General features: G+C 36.4%; 14 protein-coding genes. 9 read left to right on the top strand and 5 right to left on the bottom strand.

What is annotated here, in order from left to right:
* The first annotated feature begins 25 nt into the window (after positions 1-25).
* Positions 26-1,213, top strand: coding sequence for a M20 family metallopeptidase (locus ACFPM4_RS15570; RefSeq protein WP_382353669.1), 1,188 nt, complete (start codon positions 26-28; stop codon positions 1,211-1,213).
* Between the two features lie 109 nt (positions 1,214-1,322).
* Here the strand turns inward: ACFPM4_RS15570 and ACFPM4_RS15565 are convergent, their stop codons facing one another.
* The gene (locus ACFPM4_RS15565; protein WP_382353667.1) at positions 1,323-2,654 is read right to left on the bottom strand and encodes a LysM peptidoglycan-binding domain-containing protein; all 1,332 of its coding nucleotides are present in this window, start codon (positions 2,652-2,654) and stop codon (positions 1,323-1,325) included.
* Between the two features lie 136 nt (positions 2,655-2,790).
* Here ACFPM4_RS15565 and ACFPM4_RS15560 point away from each other — a divergent pair, with 136 nt between their 5' ends.
* The 5 genes from ACFPM4_RS15560 (at position 2,791) to ACFPM4_RS15540 (ending at position 12,100) form a co-directional block, all read left to right on the top strand.
* On the top strand, positions 2,791-3,297 hold the full coding sequence (locus ACFPM4_RS15560) for a DUF6141 family protein (RefSeq protein ID WP_382353664.1): 507 nt from the start codon (positions 2,791-2,793) through the stop codon (positions 3,295-3,297).
* Between the two features lie 310 nt (positions 3,298-3,607).
* On the top strand, positions 3,608-5,419 hold the full coding sequence (locus tag ACFPM4_RS15555; protein WP_382353662.1) for an HD domain-containing phosphohydrolase: 1,812 nt from the start codon (positions 3,608-3,610) through the stop codon (positions 5,417-5,419).
* 299 nt (positions 5,420-5,718) lie between these two features.
* Positions 5,719-7,653: a fructose-1,6-bisphosphatase gene (locus tag ACFPM4_RS15550; protein ID WP_382353659.1), complete on the top strand. Its 1,935-nt coding sequence runs from the start codon at positions 5,719-5,721 to the stop codon at positions 7,651-7,653.
* Between the two features lie 743 nt (positions 7,654-8,396).
* Positions 8,397-9,956 carry a BCCT family transporter gene (locus ACFPM4_RS15545; protein WP_382353656.1) on the top strand — a complete coding sequence of 520 codons (1,560 nt, stop codon included), beginning with the start codon at positions 8,397-8,399 and terminating at the stop codon, positions 9,954-9,956.
* A gap of 590 nt (positions 9,957-10,546) precedes the next feature.
* Positions 10,547-12,100, top strand: a complete 1,554-nt coding sequence (locus ACFPM4_RS15540) for a BCCT family transporter (RefSeq protein ID WP_382353653.1) — start codon at positions 10,547-10,549, stop codon at positions 12,098-12,100.
* A gap of 55 nt (positions 12,101-12,155) precedes the next feature.
* Here the strand turns inward: ACFPM4_RS15540 and ACFPM4_RS15535 are convergent, their stop codons facing one another.
* The 3 genes from ACFPM4_RS15535 to norA all read right to left on the bottom strand — a co-directional run bounded on the left by ACFPM4_RS15535 (position 12,156) and on the right by norA (position 15,763).
* Positions 12,156-12,527 carry a VOC family protein gene (locus ACFPM4_RS15535; protein ID WP_382353650.1) on the bottom strand — a complete coding sequence of 124 codons (372 nt, stop codon included), beginning with the start codon at positions 12,525-12,527 and terminating at the stop codon, positions 12,156-12,158.
* Between the two features lie 87 nt (positions 12,528-12,614).
* Entirely contained in the window at positions 12,615-13,967 is a 1,353-nt protein-coding gene (locus ACFPM4_RS15530) for an ABC transporter substrate-binding protein (protein ID WP_382353648.1), read from the bottom strand.
* 575 nt (positions 13,968-14,542) lie between these two features.
* Positions 14,543-15,763, bottom strand: coding sequence for a multidrug efflux MFS transporter NorA (norA, locus tag ACFPM4_RS15525; protein WP_382353645.1), 1,221 nt, complete (start codon positions 15,761-15,763; stop codon positions 14,543-14,545).
* Positions 15,764-15,870: 107 nt separating this feature from the next.
* On the opposite strand from norA, the gene ACFPM4_RS15520 reads away from it, so the two are divergent.
* From ACFPM4_RS15520 to ACFPM4_RS15510, 3 genes are all read left to right on the top strand, one after another.
* On the top strand, positions 15,871-16,695 hold the full coding sequence (locus ACFPM4_RS15520; protein ID WP_382353643.1) for a MerR family transcriptional regulator: 825 nt from the start codon (positions 15,871-15,873) through the stop codon (positions 16,693-16,695).
* Positions 16,696-16,939: 244 nt separating this feature from the next.
* Positions 16,940-17,395: an SRPBCC family protein gene (locus tag ACFPM4_RS15515; RefSeq protein ID WP_382353640.1), complete on the top strand. Its 456-nt coding sequence runs from the start codon at positions 16,940-16,942 to the stop codon at positions 17,393-17,395.
* Positions 17,396-17,585: 190 nt separating this feature from the next.
* Positions 17,586-17,981: a VOC family protein gene (locus ACFPM4_RS15510; RefSeq protein ID WP_382353637.1), complete on the top strand. Its 396-nt coding sequence runs from the start codon at positions 17,586-17,588 to the stop codon at positions 17,979-17,981.
* A gap of 121 nt (positions 17,982-18,102) precedes the next feature.
* Here the strand turns inward: ACFPM4_RS15510 and ACFPM4_RS15505 are convergent, their stop codons facing one another.
* On the bottom strand, positions 18,103-18,501 hold the full coding sequence (locus tag ACFPM4_RS15505; protein WP_382353634.1) for a hypothetical protein: 399 nt from the start codon (positions 18,499-18,501) through the stop codon (positions 18,103-18,105).
* Between the last annotated feature and the right edge of the window lie 44 nt (positions 18,502-18,545).

Genomic DNA, 18,545 nt, shown 5'->3' with positions numbered 1-18,545 from the left:
ACAGTGAGTTTTAGGAGATGTTCCCATGTTACTAGATGAATTAATGAAAAGGCTAGAAGATAAAAAGGAGAGAATCATTGAAATTCGCCGTTATCTTCATGAACATCCAGAGCTGTCATTTCAAGAGGAAGAAACGGCAAAATATATTAGTGATTTTTATAAAGATGTTCCTGTAGATTCGGTAGAAACGAATTTCGGTGGACAGCGTGGTGTTGTGGTAACGATTAAAGGCTCGCATCCAGGAAAAACAATCGCCATTCGAGCAGATTTCGATGCTTTGCCGATTCAAGAGGAAACAGGGCTTCCTTTTGCTTCCAAAAATGAAGGTGTTATGCATGCTTGTGGTCATGATGGTCACACTGCCTATATGTTGGTGTTAGCGGAAACGTTGGCAGAAGTGAAAAATCATATAAAAGGGACAATTCGTATCATCCATCAGCCTGCAGAAGAAACACCTCCTGGAGGAGCGCTAGGTATGATCGAAGCAGGTGTCCTGGAGGGTGTCGATGCCATTATTGGGATTCATGTCATGTCTACAATGAAAACGGGACATATTTATTATCGAAGTGGTAATACACAAACGGGAAGATCTTATTTTAAATTAGTTGTACAAGGAAAGGGTGGACATGGGTCATCCCCGCATTTGGCCAATGATGCGATTGTGGCAGCTAGTGCCTTCGTATTAAATGTACAAACCATCGTCAGCAGACGAATAAATCCGTTTGATACAGCATCCATTACCATTGGTAATTTCGATGGCAAGGGAACTTTCAATGTGATCAAAGATGCGGTGACTATTGAAGGGGATGTGCGTACGATGACACCGGAGACGCGCGAACTTGTAGAAAAGCAAATCCAAGCTTTTGCAAATGGATTAGAGACTTCATATGGAGTAGAATCTAAGCTTGAATATAAAAACGATTATCCTGTTCTATATAATGATCCGGATGTAACGGAACAAGTGCGGCAAGCATTAGAGCAAGCATCCATTCCAGATGTGGAGTCAATATTGGAAACACCGCCACAACCACCATCAGAAGATTTTGCTTACTATTTGGAAAAAGTACCAGGATGTTTCTTTTACGTAGGAGCTGCTCCGGAGTCAGGAGAGGCCTACCCACACCACCATCCAAAATTTGATATAAATGAAAACAGCCTTATCATCAGCGCGAAAGCAATGGCTGCGGCAGTAGCATCTTATTGTGGGGAATAGAAAAGGACATAGGGGTAAACCCTATGTCCTTTAAAATGGGGGTCAGATTCTTTGTCCCATTTTTAGTTTTGCAGCTCAACTGGGACGCGGGACCTGACCCCATGTCCCTTTAAAATGAAAATGTGTGGTTGCCGATGACTGTGGATACGGTTCGGCTTTCTAGGTAGGGGCTGGATGCTTTTTGTGGATTGTAGAAAAATAGTGCTCCGTTGGTTGGATCTTCCCCGTTTATTGCTCTTAATGCAGCTTCTTTATTTTGGGCGTTTGGAGTTGCTACATGAATGATTCCCGTTTGGGCAGGTGTGAATTGATAGTATCCATAGCTTTTTTCAAATAAGACTTCCTTAACGGTATTAGGGAATAATGGGCTTTTTACACGATTCATAATGACTGCACCGATTGCTATTTGTCCTTCTAATGGTTCGCCTCTGCCTTCACTCCATATCATTTTAGCTAACCATTCCACATCTTCTTGATTAATAACAGCAGAAGACGATGTTCCTGTTGCTGGAATCGTTAAATTTTGCCCGATTGTTAACACGTTAGAAGTAAGATTATTTGTCTGCTTAAGTGCGTTAACGGATGTGCCATATCTTGTGGCAATACTGTATAAAGTATCACCTGATACAACTCGGTATGTCGTTTGATTACTTGGTTTAGCTGTTGGTGCAGGTGTTGCAGTTCCACTCGTAGGTATTGTTAACTTTTGTCCGATATTAAGTATATTGGATGTAAGACCATTCGCGTTTTTAATTGCATCAACTGTTGTGTTATGGTTTTTGGCAATGCTGTATAAAGTATCACCAGAAACAACGTAATGTGTCGTTGTATTATTCTGTATAGGAGCGGTAGTCTCTCCACCAGAAGGAATCGTTAATGTTTGTCCAATTTGAAGTAAATTGGAAGATAAGTTATTCGCTGATTTAATTGCGTCAACCGTTGTGCCATGACGAGATGCAATGCTGTAAAGAGTATCACCCGAAACTACTCGGTATGTTGTAGTTTGAGTCGGTGTTGATACATTTTCCCCTGGTATGATGATGGTATCTCCGATGTGAATGACATTTGATGTTAATTGATTTGCCTGCTTGAGTGCATCCACAGTTGTACTATTCCGTTGGGCAATATTATATAGAGTGTCGCCAGCGGATACGGTATAGGATGAAATAGGTTCGGCTGCTGAAGCCTGAAAGGATGGGAGGCTTGCTAGTCCAATACTAGTTAATAACATAGCACCTGCCATTACTTTAATGGATTTTACCTTCAAGGTAGGAAACATTTTTTTTACAAAACTAACGGCATCCTGTTTTATAGTAGTTTCATTTGCTTTGGAAATAGTACCTAGATCATCAGAAAACTCGCTTAAGTTCTGATCCAAATATAATACAACTTCAATGCCATCTTCGGATTCAATGATTTTATAATTCATAAAAGGTCTCATGGGAATCACCCTCCATTTACCTTTTACTATCTCCAAATCCGATGTTTTTACAATCAAAAATGATGTTTGTAAAAGTAAAATTGAATCTTTTTTATTGGGAATCCGTATAACAAAATGAGTGGAAGGGGGGATGGAATTGGGAAAGTATATATATCGAGAAATTCAAAAACCACGGCAAATATGGATATGGCTAATCATCATGATTATCGCAGCAATAATGTGGTATGGTTTTATCCACCAAATCGTATTCAGAGTACCGTTTGGTGATAAACCAGCACCTGATCTTATGTTAATCATTATTTGGCTCATATTTGGTATTGTGTTTCCACTTGTACTAATTTTTTATATAAAACTAACCGTTGAAGTACGAAAAGATGGAATTTATTTGCGCTTTTTACCATTTCATCTTCATTATCGAGTATTTTTGTTCAACGAAATAGACGATTATGAGGTTAGTGAATATCGCGCAATGGATTTCGGCGGGTATGGAATACGTGAAAATTTTAAAGGTGAAAAAGCTTATAGTATGCAGGGGAAAAAAGCGGTAAGATTGCTTTTGAAAAATAATAAGAAAGTCATTATTGGTACACAAAAGCCTGATGAATTAGTAAATGCAATTGGTTCCGTCACAAAAGGAGGTTAATCATTGTGGATAAGAAAATAAAAGCGGCAGCAGGTGCTTTGTTCGGTGCAGCAGTTGGAGCGATATTGGGGATTATCGCGTATAACAACCATTGGCTAGGATGATGCTTCCATGAAAGTTCTCGTATATACAAATAAAATCAATATATATTGAAGGGACTGTCGTTTTCATGACAGTTTTTTTATTTTCATCTATAAGATGTACCATTTCAAGGATAAATAAAAAGTATTAAAGGAAGAATAAAGGCAAATATCCAGTTCAAGTGCCAGTTAAGACATCTGTGCAAATTTAACATAAATGGAGTAGGCAAATGCACCGAACATATTATTTCCTTTTGTTATCTTCCTTTTTCATTATATTATTAACAGGTTGTCAACAAAATCAGGACAAAGCGATACATGAAGGCCAAGTAAGCATTCAGCCAAATGAAGAAATAGTTCGTCTATCTGGATATTGGAATGTTTATCAAGAACGCTTATTGGATCCTATGGATTCAACCAATCATCTTTCTTTTGATCAAATAAAAGTCCCTGGTTACTGGGATAGTGATACGGAATATGGAACTATCGAATTAGTTATGCAGTTTTCTGAAAGTGACATCGGAGAACCGAAAGCTATTTATATTCCTCAAGTTTTCAGTGCATATAAACTATGGTTAAATGATGAACTCATGGTGGAGAATGGGAAGGTGGCAACTTCAAAAAAAGAGTCCGTTCCTAGAGGAATTCCTAAGCGAGTATACTTTAATGTCTCTCAAGAAAAAATGATATTACGAATGCAAGTTTCCAACTTTTATTATCGTCAACCTGGTATTTTAGGAAAGGTTTATGTTGGTAACCCAACCGCAATTGAAGACAAATTGATTGGAAGTACTATTCAAGAGTGGTTTAGCATTGGGGCATTTATCATATTTGGGATTAATCATATGTTGATTTATATTAACAGAAAAAAAGAACGTTTGTCATTATATTTTGCGCTATTTTGCTTACTTTATGGAATTAGAATGTTATTGATTGGTCAAGCATCAATTTTCTATTTCTTTCCGGACTTCAGTATGATTTTCGTATTAAAGTTAAATTACATTTGCATATTTGCTTGTTTATTACTATTTATTAAATATTTTCATTTAATGATAACTACTGGGAAAAGTAACTTCATCGTAAATTTTGTCATCATTACATCTCTTCTTTGTATTGTTCTGATTATCCTATCTGATCCTAAGTTTTTTACAAATTTACATATTGTATTATATTTCTTATTCTTCATTACATTTTCATACCTTTTGTTTTTGATTGTGAAAGGTATAAAGAAAAAGCAAGTCGGTATTAATATTGTTGTTTTTGCTCTAATAGTATTAATTGCTACCATTATCAATGACCTTGCGTATGATGCACAAATTTTGAAAACAACTGTCTTAACTCCATATGGGCTTCTGCTATTTATAGGTGCACAATCATTTACGATTTCCAAAAGGTTTGCAGGTTCATTTTCTGAAATTGAATTTCTTTCTAAGGAACTTGAAAACACACAAAGAGAGTTATTATTTACACTTGGGGAAATTACAGAAACTCGTTCCAAGGAAACAGGGAATCATGTAAAAAGGGTAGCAAATTACTCCTATTTGTTAGCATTGAAATATGGCCTGTCTAAAAAAGAAGCTGAATTAATTAAAGCAGCGTCTACATTACATGATGTGGGGAAAATCGGCATCCCTGATTCGATATTAAACAAACCTGGAAAATTAACGGAAGAAGAATATGGAGTGATAAAAAAACATACAACGATCGGACATCAAATGTTGAAGCACACAAATGGAAGTTTATTAAAAGCAGGTTCTCTGATTGCTTTAACCCATCATGAGAAATATGATGGCAGCGGTTATCCAAAGGGATTGCAAGGAGAAGATATCCCCTTGTATGGAAGAATTGTAGCTATTTCGGATGTCTTTGACGCGTTAAGTACAGACAGAATTTATAAAAAAGCATGGAATATGGAGGATATACTGGCATACTTTCGATTAGAAAAGGGGAAACACTTTGACCCGAGGTTAGTCGATATATTTTTAGACAATGTAAAAGAATTTATTAAAATTAAGGATGCTTTTAAAGATGAGGGGAGGTAACAAGTATAATACTTGTTGCCTTTTCTAATTGTAAACATATTGATGTAAGTGGGAGCATATTCTAAAAATTTGAAATATATATTGAAATTATGGAGGTATCTGTTAATATATAGTAAATCTACGCTATTGAAACTAAGAAGACTACTTTACCCGACTATCACGAATATCTAAGTCATAAAAACTATATAATATGCGTTTATATAGAATCTACATCTTACTGCCCGACTAGTGAGAAGTAGATTCTATAAATTTTTAGTATGGAACCAAGATGTAGTTAAAGAGAAAAAGGGGAAAGAAAAATGACCAATACTAAATATTTCGACTTACTTGCTCAAAAATATGATTCTGAGGAAAAGGTAGCGACTGAAATTATTAACTTAGAAGCAATTTTAAATTTACCAAAGGGAACAGAGCATTTTGTTAGTGACTTACATGGGGAATTTCAGGCTTTTCAGCATGTGTTACGGAATGGTTCAGGTAAAGTCAAAGAAAAAATTCGTGATCTTTTCCTAGATGTTTTATCAGAGAGTGAAATAAATGAACTAGCGACTCTTGTTTATTACCCAGAGGAAAAACTGCAATTAATCAAGAACAATTTTCAATCAGAGCAGGAATTGTCAGATTGGTATACCGACATAATAGCTCACCTGATTAAGCTGATTTCGTATGCATCTTCAAAATATACACGTTCTAAACTAAGAAAGGCCTTGCCGAAACAGTTTGTATACATTATTGAGGAATTGCTTTACAAAACAGATGAATTTACAAATAAAAAACATTACTATACAAAAATTGTTCAGCAAATCATTTCGCTCAGACAAGCGGATAAGCTTATCATTGGCCTTGCTTATACAACGCAAAGATTAGTTGTGGACCATCTACATGTCGTTGGTGATATTTATGACCGTGGTCCCGATCCTGATAAAATTATGGATACCCTCATCCGTTATCATTCTGTTGATATTCAGTGGGGAAACCATGATGTACTGTGGATAGGCGCATTTGCCGGGTCTAAGGTTTGTCTCGCTAACATCATTCGCATCTGTGCTCGTTATAATAATTTGGATATTATTGAAGACGTATATGGAATCAATTTACGGCCGCTACTTAACCTTGCAGAGAAGTATTATGAGGATAATCCTGCATTTCGTCCGAAGCAACATTCTGGGAAAAAGTTGACAGATCATGAAGAATTACAAATTACGAAGATTCACCAAGCAATTGCAATGATTCAATTCAAACTAGAAATACCGATTATCAAAAGGCGACCATATTTTAATATGATGGAGAGACTGTTACTAGAAAAGATAGATTATAAAAAGAATGAAGTAACGATTCATGGGAAGACATATCAATTAAAAAACACTTGTTTTATGACGGTAAATCAGGAGAAACCGGAACAATTAACAACCGAAGAAGAGCAAGTAATAGAGAAACTTTTATTTTCCGTTCAACATTCGGAAAAACTAGCGAGGCATATGAACTTCCTTATGAATAAAGGTAGTCTGTATTTGCGCTATAACGGAAATTTATTATTACATGGTTGCATACCTATCGATAAAAATGGAAACATGGAGAAAATGGTAATTGAAGACAAAGCATATGCAGGTCGAGAATTATTAGATGTTTTTGAACAATATTTACGCCATAGCTTTGCTCATCCGGAACGAACGGAAGACTTGGCTACTGACATGGTATGGTATTTGTGGACAGGAGAATTCTCATCGCTGTTTGGAAAAAGGGAAATGACCACTTTTGAAAGATATTTTATTGAAGATAAGGAAGCACATAAAGAGATAAAAAATCCATACTATTATTTACGTGAAAATGAGGAGGTTTGCAAGGAGATTTTACGAGAGTTTTCCTTAGATCCGGAACAAGGACGAATTATTAATGGCCATACCCCTGTGAAGGAGATTGCCGGAGAAAATCCAATTAAGGCTAATGGAAAAATGATCGTCATTGATGGCGGATTTTCAAAAGCATATCAGTCCACAACAGGAATTGCCGGTTATACACTTTTATATAACTCATATGGTATGCAACTCGTTGCTCACAAAAAATTCACATCCAAACAAGACGTCCTATTAAACGGTACTGATGTCTTATCGGTAAAAAGATTAGTAGATAAAGAACTTGAAAGAAAAAAAGTACTAGAAACGAACATTGGCGAAAAACTACTCCAAGAAATCCAAATCCTCAAGAGCTTGCTTGAATATAGCTATATGAAATAGCTCTGTTAAACTCTGTTGTTGATTTTCGCTCCTGTACACTCGCTTTCCGCGGTCACGGCCTCAGCTAACTTGGCAAAGAAAACCGCTTTGCCAAGTGGATCTTCGGCTCGTGCTGTTCCCGCAGGAGTCTTGTGTACATCCGCTACAATCAACTAAATTGTTAACAACAATGAACTTTTACAGAGCTATATGAAATAAGGGGATTTCCCCATAAAAAAGGGTATCTGCACAGTACGATGGGTTTTACTATCCAAATGGTGCTCAGATGCCTTTTTAGTTTTTATATGTTATTTTCATGAAAATTGAACCCTATTGTATCACCCTAAATATTTCCAATTAATATGTACAATTTATTAAGTTTGTACAGTATTTGGCGTAAATCGGGTTATATGTAAGAATACATGGTTGTATTTTCCGCTCAGCTGGAATCACCACGTTCTAGCGTGAATAATCCATGATTCTCCCGTGTGCTCCAGATCTTTTTTTGCGCTACACTTATAAAGTGTTAAAAATTCCTAATAAGATAACCTTTTCAATCTCGATAGTTTAGTAGATTGTATTACCCCTTCTGGTTTCTTTATTAGGTGAATAATTAAGTTCAGTAAAAACTTTTTATTTGGGTTGTCTACTATTGCTTCAATAAAAATCCTCGAATTTCTTAATTGGTTTTGCATGAAAATGTATTCTCCAATCGAAGTAAAGCCCTCTCTGAACAAATCTAAAATGGGAGTTGTCAATTTAATATGAAAAAAGCTACACTTGTTTTTTACGTTTCGTTAGCGATCGTAGCAGGCTTAGTATTAATGGGAATTGCTATGCCTTCTTCGCTAGAAAGGATTACTAGTGTTGCACAAAGCTTTATTACCAATTCATTTGGATGGTATTACTTAGTGTTAATTATGGTATTTGTCGTTGCCTGTGTGTATTTATTTATCAGTCCAATAGGACGGATAAAGCTAGGTAAACAAGATGCAAAACCAGAATTTTCGCGACCAACTTGGATTGCGATGTTATTTAGTGCTGGTATGGGAATTGGATTAATATTTTATGGTGCATATGAACCGCTTAGTCACTATGCTGTAAGTTCTCCAACTGGCGAGCTCGGAACGGATCAAGGTGCGAAGGATGCGTTAAGGTATACATTCTTCCATTATGGTATCCACGGATGGGCAATATATGGTGTCATTGGTTTAGTACTTGCATATTTCACTTTTAGAAAAGGTGAATTAAGCTTAATAAGTAGAACATTAAGACCAATTATCGGAAAACATGCAGATGGATTAGTTGGTAAAATCATTGACGTTGTTGCCGTCGTTTCTACTGTTCTAGGTGTTGCGACATCACTTGGCTTCGGAGCGATGCAAATAAATGGGGGACTTTCTTATTTATTTGATGTGCCGAGTAATTTTACGATTCAAGCAATCATTATTTTTGTAGTTACTGTGTTATTCATGATTTCTGCGCTAACTGGATTAAGCAAAGGGATTAAAATCTTGAGTAACGTGAATATGGGCCTTGCTGCTGTTCTTTTCTTAGCTGTATTTCTTCTGGGATCGTCAGTATTCACATTAAATTTATTTACTGATTCTTTAGGGGCGTATTTCCAAAACTTTATTAATATGGGATTACGAATCGCACCGCTTAACGAAGAAATTCGTGGCTGGATTAATGACTGGACGATTTTCTATTGGGCATGGTGGATAGCTTGGGCACCGTTTGTTGGTGTATTTATCGCTAGGGTATCAAAAGGAAGAACAATTAGAGAATTTGTTTTTTGTGTATTAGTTGTTCCGTCGATTATCGCGTTTTTATGGTTCACAAACTTTGGAAGTGCTGCAATTACAACCGAAATGGCTGGTGCAATCTCACTGTCATCGTTGGCACCAGAAGAAACATTATTTGGAATGTTTGAAACCTTTCCATTTAGTATGGCGTTATCGATTCTAGCGATGATTTTAATTGGTACATTTTTCATCACATCAGCTGACTCAGGTACGTTTGTGTTAGGGATGATGACGGCCAATGGAACTCTAAACCCTAGCAATAAAATTAAAGTTATTTGGGGTGTACTACTTTCATTAACTTCTGCAGCATTGCTGTATTCGGGAGGATTGCAAGCTCTCCAAAATACAATGATTATAGCCGCTTTACCATTCTCGGTTATTATGATCATTATGTTAGCAAGTCTCTTTAAAGCATTAAATAAAGAAGCGAAAGAGCTGGGAATAGGACAATTAAAAATGAAGGAAAGTAAGAAATCAATGCCTAACAGAAGTGAAGGAAAAACTTCAAAGGCTGTATAAATCAAATAGAAAACAAGAAAGCCTTGTATTACCTAAGCTGATACAAGGCTTTTTCTTTCAAAAGAGTAAGGGGATTGAGGGAATTAATATTGGGTATTTCAGAAAAAATATTGTCATGTTTCGATAGTGGAAGTTAGGGTATAAGTTTCACAATAACAATAACACGACACTTATCTATCCTTAATAAACTGATTATTTTATATTCATACATTATTCGGAGTATATAAGGAGATTATTGAGAATGCATAGTTATATACTCACCTAAGAGGAAATAATCCGATTATAGTCTAGATAATGCTAAAATATCGAGTGTGCTTTCTAACTTATAGTTCGCTAGACTAATAAGTGTTACAAAATAACTAGTAATCTAGCCTTCTCTATATCCTGTAAAAAGTCATCCCACGCATTCATATTTGTAGAAATTCCTCGAGAATACTTTTGCTAGTTAAAAAAGTTGTTTGTAACAATTATTGGGTGAACGATATTTGCTTCAAAAAAATCCTTTTATTTTGGTTTTACATTTTTATGTATTCTCCATTCGAAGTAAAACCCGCTTTATTCAAATCTTAACTGGGAGTTGTCAATTTAATATGAAAAAAGCTTCACTTGTTTTTTATGTTTCGTTAGCGATTGTAGGAAGTTTAGTATTGATGGGGATTCTCATGCCTACAACGTTAGAAAAGGTTACTAGTGTAGCACAAAATTTTATTACGAATTCTTTTGGTTGGTATTATTTAGTGCTAGTTATGGTATTTGTTGTTGCGTGCGCTTACTTATTTGTTAGTCCTTTAGGTCGAATAAAACTTGGTAAACAGGAGGATGAACCAGAGTTTTCAAAACCGACTTGGCTTGCGATGCTTTTTAGTGCAGGTGTGGGAATTAGCTTAATTTTTTACGGCACATATGAACCACTTAGTCACTACGCAATTAGTTCACCAACAGGAGAACTTGGCACGGACCAAGGGATGAAGGATGCGTTAAGATTTACATTCTTTCATTATGGGATCCATGGATGGGCGGTCTATGGAGTTGTATCATTAGTGCTAGCCTACTTTGCATTTAGAAAAGGGGAACTAACGTTAATTAGTAGGACACTAAGACCGATTATTGGGAAGCATGCAGATGGATTGGTGGGTAAGGTAATTGATATTATTGCTGTGGTTTCCACTGTTTTAGGGGTTGCGACATCACTCGGATTTGGTGCCATGCAAATTAACGGTGGATTATCCTACTTGTTTGGTATACCTAGTAATTTTACTATTCAATCCATTATTATTTTTGTCGTTACAATCTTATTTATGATTTCTGCATTAACCGGTTTGAGCAAAGGGATTAAAATCTTGAGTAATCTTAATATGGGCCTTGCTGCTGCTCTTTTCTTAATTGTGTTCCTTTTAGGATCCACAGTTTTCACTTTAAATCTTTTTGTTGATTCCGTCGGAGCCTATTTACAAAACTTTATTAACATGGGCTTTAGAATATCTCCGCTTAATGAAGATTCACGAAGTTGGATAAATGGTTGGACGTTATTTTATTGGGCATGGTGGATCTCTTGGGCTCCATTTGTCGGAGTTTTTATCGCGAGAGTATCAAAGGGAAGAACTATACGTGAATTCGTGCTGTATGTTCTATTAATTCCAACACTAATTGCTATTGTGTGGTTTACGAATTTTGGAAGTGCAGCTTTCATAACGGAAATGGGAGGAGGAGCTTCTCTAACATCCTTGCTACCGGAGGAGACATTGTTTGGTGTATTTGAAAGTTTTCCATATAGTATGGCTTTATCGATATTAGCGATTATATTAATTGGAACGTTCTTTATTACATCGGCTGACTCCGGGACATTTGTTTTAGGGATGATGACGGCAAACGGCACACAAAACCCAAGTAATAAAATTAAAGTGGTATGGGGAGTATTTCTAGCCTTAACTGCTTTTGCACTACTTTATACTGGTGGATTACAAGCATTACAAAATACGATGATAATAGGTGCGTTACCGTTCTCTGTTATTATGCTACTCATGTTATGGAGCTTATTTAAATCGTTAAATGAAGAAGCGAAAGAATTTGGAATCGGTCAATTTAAGGTAATTGAAAATAAGAAAACAGCTAATAAACACAAAAAAGATACAAAAGCTGTATAAATGCGAAGTAAAACCCGATGCTATGGATTTTTTCACAGCATCGGGTGTTTTTCAATTAGCGGTGTTGATCAATAAGAATTTGATTGCCATCAGGATCTTCTAGTGTAAAGTAAGCTGGACCTTCTGTTTCTTCATTTGCTTCGGTTGTTAACTTAATTCCATTTGCTTTCAATTGCTTTTGTAAATCACGGACATCCGTAAAACTTTGGATATTTTCGGCATTTTCATTCCAACCTGGATTAAAGGTTAGGATATTCTTATCGAACATTCCTTGGAAAAGTCCGATAATACAATTTTCATTCTTTAAAATCAGCCAATTTTGTGAGATATCTCCACCTAATTCCTCAAAGCCGAGTTTAGAATAAAATTCTTTTGATTTGTGAATGTCTTTTACATTTAAGCTTACGGAAAATGCTCCTAATTTCATCAAATAACTCCCTTTCCATGTATGTATGTCATTAGTATATAGGAGTGCTGTGGAAAAGAACAAGGGGAAGTGGATCCCCTTGCCGTGTTAGTATTTTGATAATTCTTCTTTTAGTTTTTCGATTTCTGATCCAAGTTCCTTCATCACATCTGTTTCGATTTGATTTAATATTGTCTTCGAATCAATATTATTATTGATAGATTCATTGAGACTATCGATGAAAATCGTCCATGCACTACCATCTAGTGGTGTCATACGTTTTACAGGTATATTACCTTCTAATGAACTATAAAGTTTATAATCTTGCTGACCACCTAAATATTCATTTGTGAGCTCTTGATACCAAGGTAAAGCAGTAATATGAGTATAGGAAGGTTGGACAGAATGCTCTACAAATACTTTCCACGCTTCTTCTGATAGCGTCATCCACTGTACGAAAGCCCATGCTAATTCTTTATTTTTTCCTTGTGCAGGGATAACGAAGGATGAACCACCAAGTCCAGCATTTACATCTAAAGGAAGTCTAGTAGCGCGCCATTGTCCAGATTGTTCTGGTAAAACATTTGCTAACTCTCGTGCTAGGAAACTACCACCAGCAAGTGATGCAATCTTGCCTTGCATCATTAATTGTCTACCTTCATCTGAGCATAGACCACATATCTGTGGAGCCCATCCAAGTTGAATCCCGCTTTTTACTAGATCAAATAGTTCTGCCATGCGATCTGTATTTCTTGTCCAATTATAATCGGAGTCAAAATATCCGAGAGAATCACCATATTGAACGGCTGGTAAATCACGCCAATCCCACATATAAATATCGTTTGCTGCTAATGTTTGGGCAGCATCTAATACATTCTCTTCGCTTTGAAGAAATTCTACTAACTCTTCTGGGTCACTAGGTAATCCCATTTGTTCGTAAATATCTTCCCGATAATAGAATATTCCAGGTGTGACATCCCAAGGCATCCCTAAAAGTCTTTTTCCGTCAACAGAGTGCCAGCGTTCCCAGTTGTAGTCAGTTAAATACTCTTTATATTGACCCGCGTTGTATGGAGGTTGAAGTAAGTCTTCCAGTAAGTAATTGGTGGAAAATCTCGCAAATGATCCTTGCTCTACTTGCGACACATCGGGTGCACCTGTCCCTGCTGCTAACGTAGTTTGTAATTGATTCTCAAGTCCTTCCATCCCGACTACCTTAACTTTTATATTTGGATAATCCTTATTAAATCCTTTTACAATATCGATATAGATATCAGGAGTAAAGGTCCAGAAGGTAATTTCTCCTTCAAGACTTGCGTCAATTTCAAATAACCTTTCATTTTTCTTTTCTTTTTCTCCATCGTTATTGTTATCACCTGTACTAGCTCCTTTATTGGAACAGGCAGCAAATAGAATTACAAAAAATAACATCATCACCATAAACGAATACTTCTTTTTCATTAGTATGCCCCCTCAGCATTTTTTCAGCGTGGATTTTTCATGACTGACATGATGGTAGTTAGTGTGCATGATATCTTTCTTGAACTAGGTTCCTTTCTATTCCATTCACCTCCTGTTGGCTAAGCTATATTTCAAGGGAGTAATGATAATCCCATTGATGGGGTAGAACATTGTTAGAATTCTAAGCAATACATCTTTTAATGAAAACGCTTTAATTATTAGGTAGGATATATTCTGCTTTTGCTAGAGTAAATTCATGAAGATGTTTCTGGGTGGAGGATAACTGTAGACGAAATATGAAACAATGTATCTATTTGTCATAACTTATATTATTATAGCAATCAATTCATTTGAGTCAATATGATTTAGTGGATTGGAAGTAAAGTTAGGTACTATTGCTTATAAGGGTATTGAGTGTAAAGGAGTATTTACCCTTGTTTATGTAATTGATATATTAATTATATCATTTGATGTTAACCGTTAGAATAGGGATCAGGAGAAGATGTAGCGAAGGAAAAAACAGCTACTAATCTAGTAATGGATTAGTAGCTGTTTTTAATAATACAGGCAACATTTTACGTTGCGGAGCCTGCTTTGTTTTTATTGTGAACTGGGACGATGTTGCTGACCCCGTGTCCCTTTGCAGCGGGTTTTTTCCAGAAGAAGGTGAGGGTTATTCCTGCTGCTAATACTACTGTTGAGAAGTAGTAAGGGTAGTTGATGTCGATATCAAATAACATGCCGCCGATGATGGGTCCGCTAATGTTTGCAAGGCTCGTAAACATGGAGTTCATGCCACCAACAAAGCCTTGTTCCTTCCCAGCGATATTGGAAAGGTAAGAAGTAACAGCTGGACGGAATAAATCAAATCCAACGAAAACGATAAATGTAACGAGTAAAATTGCAAAATAAGAATGTACAACAGTCATTAAAAAGACAAGGAGAGCAGAAAGGACCAAACTGTAACGTATTACCTTAATTTCTCCCCATAACTTTGTTAAGCGATCAAAAAGTAATACTTGGGAAATGGCACCAAATATCGCTCCGCCAGTAATGACAATCGCTATATCGGATGGTTTAAATTGGAATTTGTGGTCTACAAATAAACTAAAGAATGATTCAAAGGCAGCTAAGCCAAATGATGCAATAAAAATGAGAATAAATGCTATAAAATATTTTGGTTCCAATATCCGTCTAATGCCATTTTTACTTTCAACTGTATCCTCGGTATGATCAGCATTACGTTCCGGTTCTGTAATAAGAATTATCGTTAGGATTGCCGCGATTGTTCCTAGTGCACCTGCAAAGAAGAATGGTGTTCTCGTACCGAATTCTGCTAAAAATCCACCGATTCCTGGCCCGATAATAAAACCTGTACTAATTGCTGCTGACATGTAACCTAACGCTTTCGGACGTGTATCCATGTCGGTAATATCTGCGATAAAGGCAGTAACAGCGGGCATAATGAAAGCTGCACTAATACCACCTAAAATACGAGAAATGAATAGGACTTCTATTTCTTTTCCTAGTCCAAATAATAATTCAGATAGGCCGAAAATAAAAAGTCCTATGACGATCATAATCTTTCTTCCAAATTTATCTACTGCTTTTCCTGAGAAAGGAGATGCAATTAATTGCGCTATCGCAAAAGCAGCTGTTAAATAACCAACCGTTGTTCCATTTATACCTAATTCATTCATTAGCGTCGGTAAAACCGGAATGACAAGCCCGATACCTAAAAAGGCAATGAACAAATTCAATAATAATAATCCTAGAGTGATTTTATAATTTTTCATCTTTTACAATCTCCTTATCGAAACAAATTAATATCTCTTTCGATTGTTTACAGACTATATCCTAGAGTATATAGTAACTATATAGTCAAGAGGTGATCATGTAAAAAATGAGTAAAAAAAGTGTAAAGTACTTAACGACAGGTGAATTTGCTAAGCTTTGTAAGGTGAATAAGCAGACTTTATTTTATTATGACCAAATTGGTTTGTTAACACCAGTTTTCAAAAATGAAAAAGGATACAGATACTATTCGATTAACCAATTGGAGCTATTTTATGTTATCGATTTATTGAAAGATCTCGATATGTCGCTTCAAGATATACAGCAATACACAGAAAATAAGTCTCCAGAAAAATTCTTGTCGTTAATGTATCAAAAGAAGGAAGAAATCGTTCGAAAACGCCAAGAAATAGAAATGAAGGAAAAAATTATTGATGCGAAAATAACGCTCATGGAAGAAGCATCTAAAATTGATTTTAATCAAATTTCCTTAGAGGAATTGCCGGAAGCGACTCTTTATTTGAGTAAAAACATTGAGAATGTCAGTGATGAAGAATTCGGTAATGTGATTTCCGAGTTCATTGAGGAATTAAGTGAATCACAGCTAGATTCAGGCTATCCCATTGGTGGGATTACAAAGCGGGAGCAAGTGTTAAAAGGAGAATATTCGAATTACAGTTACTTGTATATTGAGCAACCAACTCCAAAGGAAGGATATCCTTACTTTAAAGCAGTAAAAGGTGATTTTCTAATCGGATATCATATCGGCGAAGATAAAACAATCCATCATACATATGAAAAAATGTTTGCGGAGATGGACCGTTTGCAACTAACACTAGGTGAACATGTATTTGAAGAGTATATATATGACACAATTGTCCAAAATCAAAAAGAAAACTACGTCACCAAAATCATGATCCAAGTAATCAAGTAGGGACGCGGGGTCAGGAACCTCGTCCCGCTTTTTCAGAAGAGGGACGCGGGGTCAGGAACCTCGTCCCGCTTTTTCAGAAGAGGGACGCGGGGTCAGGAACCTCGTCCCGCTTTTTCAGAAGAAGGAGGGACAAGGGAGGGACATGGGGTCAGGAACCCTGTCCCATTTTTCAGGAGAAGGAAGGACAAGGGGTCAGCAACCTCGTCCCATTATGTTCTAAATCAAAAAGTAAAGAGGTGTTCATATGAGTATTCAATTTGAAGTTCAGAAGACGTTTCATGTACCAAAGGAAAATGCGTACAATAGTTTGTTGGATCTCGAAGCTGCCGAGCAATGGATGCAAGGGCTTGTTAAAATTGAACGTTTAGATGAAGGCTCTATGAAAGTAGGAAGTCAATGGTTAGAAACGAGAAAAATGTATGGGAAAGAAGCGACAGAGCATTTTGAAGTGGTCGACCTTCATGAACCAAATAAAATTGTATTACGCTGTGATGGAACGAAAGGTACCACTGGTAAAGGTGAATTTATTTTCACCTACATAATCGAACCGTCTACAGATGATTTTTCTGAAGTTACATTACAAGGAGAAATTAATGGATTGTTAGGAATAACAAAATTATTCGGTAAAATGATGGCAGGGACATTCAAGAAAGCATGTGAAAAAGATTTAGATGCATTAAAAAACTATTTGGAAAAATAAAAAGTAGGGACGTATGGGAAAGGAGAATTTGTCATATATTGGAACAAATTTCCTGATCCATACGTCCTGTTTGTTTAGTTTTGTATATTTTTTCCAATAATAAAAGAGGGTTTCGAACAAGCATGTAGAATGTATGTTGGTATGGATTTGTTTAGGATCCAATTCTATGAAATAAATTGGAGGTAGTAGAATGGGAAGAATCGTTCATTTTGAAGTACATGTCGATGATATGGAACGTGCCAAACGTTTTTATGGTGAGGTATTTGGCTGGAAATTCGAGGATTGGAGCGAATATGCTGGAATGCCTTATTTCGGAGCTGTCACTGGTGATGCAGGTGAACATGGAATTGATGGTGCATTGATGCAAAGGCAAAGTCCGCCACCAGAACCAGGTCAAGCATTAAATGGCTATGCTTGTACGATGGGAGTCGCAGATTATGATTCCACTGAAGCAAAAATACTCGAAAATGGTGGGAAGGTAGCATTACCAAAATACGCTCTCCCTGGCATGGCGTGGCAAGGATACTATATTGACACAGAAGGAAATATATTTGGTATCCACCAACCAGACGAGAATGCTAAGTAATTTTTATGGAACTTAGAGGACAAGGGGAAATTCCTTGTCTTTTTTTGTTTAGAGATTTGGGACAGTGTTCCTGACCCCATGTCCCACTGAAAAATGGGACGAGGAAACTGACCCCACGTCCCTAAATGTTTAGTAATGCTTCTTTTAATCTGTTTATGTTTTCTCTTATTTTGACTGTGCTGAGGTAGTCGATTTTGTCATGGTAGGTGTCAACTTGGGCTGTTTGTTCTTCCATGGATAATTGTTGATATTGGTCAATATTATTGTCTGTTGATTGTTGATATTCTTCTAAAAGCTTTGCCTCTAGTTGAATACACATATCTTCAATCTCACTTAGCTGTCTGCTCATGGAAGTTGCTTCTTGCTGATTTGTTAGCTTATCGACTTTTTCTTTTTGCTCATTTAAACCATTAATAATCTGGTGAAGCAACTGTTCATGTTCAGAATCTACCTTCATATGATCGAGAATCTGTAATGTATCACCCATTAATTCTTTCAATCTTTCTTGTGCATTACTCATCCTATCTACCACCTTTGAAAAACATACGTATACATAATATGTTC

This window comes from Lederbergia graminis, assembly GCF_042655485.1.
GTDB lineage: Bacteria > Bacillota > Bacilli > Bacillales > Bacillaceae_C > Lederbergia > Lederbergia graminis.
This window is presented reverse-complemented; position numbering and strand designations above follow the sequence as displayed.

Coding starts and splice junctions, on each gene's coding strand:
- ACFPM4_RS15550 (WP_382353659.1), top strand. CDS start 5,719: ATGACCAATACTAAATATTTCGACTTACTTGCTCAAAAATATGATTCT.
- ACFPM4_RS15505 (WP_382353634.1), bottom strand. CDS start 18,501: ATGAGTAATGCACAAGAAAGATTGAAAGAATTAATGGGTGATACATTA.
- ACFPM4_RS15510 (WP_382353637.1), top strand. CDS start 17,586: ATGGGAAGAATCGTTCATTTTGAAGTACATGTCGATGATATGGAACGT.
- ACFPM4_RS15540 (WP_382353653.1), top strand. CDS start 10,547: ATGAAAAAAGCTTCACTTGTTTTTTATGTTTCGTTAGCGATTGTAGGA.
- ACFPM4_RS15570 (WP_382353669.1), top strand. CDS start 26: ATGTTACTAGATGAATTAATGAAAAGGCTAGAAGATAAAAAGGAGAGA.
- norA (WP_382353645.1), bottom strand. CDS start 15,763: ATGAAAAATTATAAAATCACTCTAGGATTATTATTATTGAATTTGTTC.
- ACFPM4_RS15520 (WP_382353643.1), top strand. CDS start 15,871: ATGAGTAAAAAAAGTGTAAAGTACTTAACGACAGGTGAATTTGCTAAG.
- ACFPM4_RS15515 (WP_382353640.1), top strand. CDS start 16,940: ATGAGTATTCAATTTGAAGTTCAGAAGACGTTTCATGTACCAAAGGAA.
- ACFPM4_RS15530 (WP_382353648.1), bottom strand. CDS start 13,967: ATGAAAAAGAAGTATTCGTTTATGGTGATGATGTTATTTTTTGTAATT.
- ACFPM4_RS15535 (WP_382353650.1), bottom strand. CDS start 12,527: ATGAAATTAGGAGCATTTTCCGTAAGCTTAAATGTAAAAGACATTCAC.
- ACFPM4_RS15565 (WP_382353667.1), bottom strand. CDS start 2,654: ATGAGACCTTTTATGAATTATAAAATCATTGAATCCGAAGATGGCATT.
- ACFPM4_RS15555 (WP_382353662.1), top strand. CDS start 3,608: ATGCACCGAACATATTATTTCCTTTTGTTATCTTCCTTTTTCATTATA.
- ACFPM4_RS15545 (WP_382353656.1), top strand. CDS start 8,397: ATGAAAAAAGCTACACTTGTTTTTTACGTTTCGTTAGCGATCGTAGCA.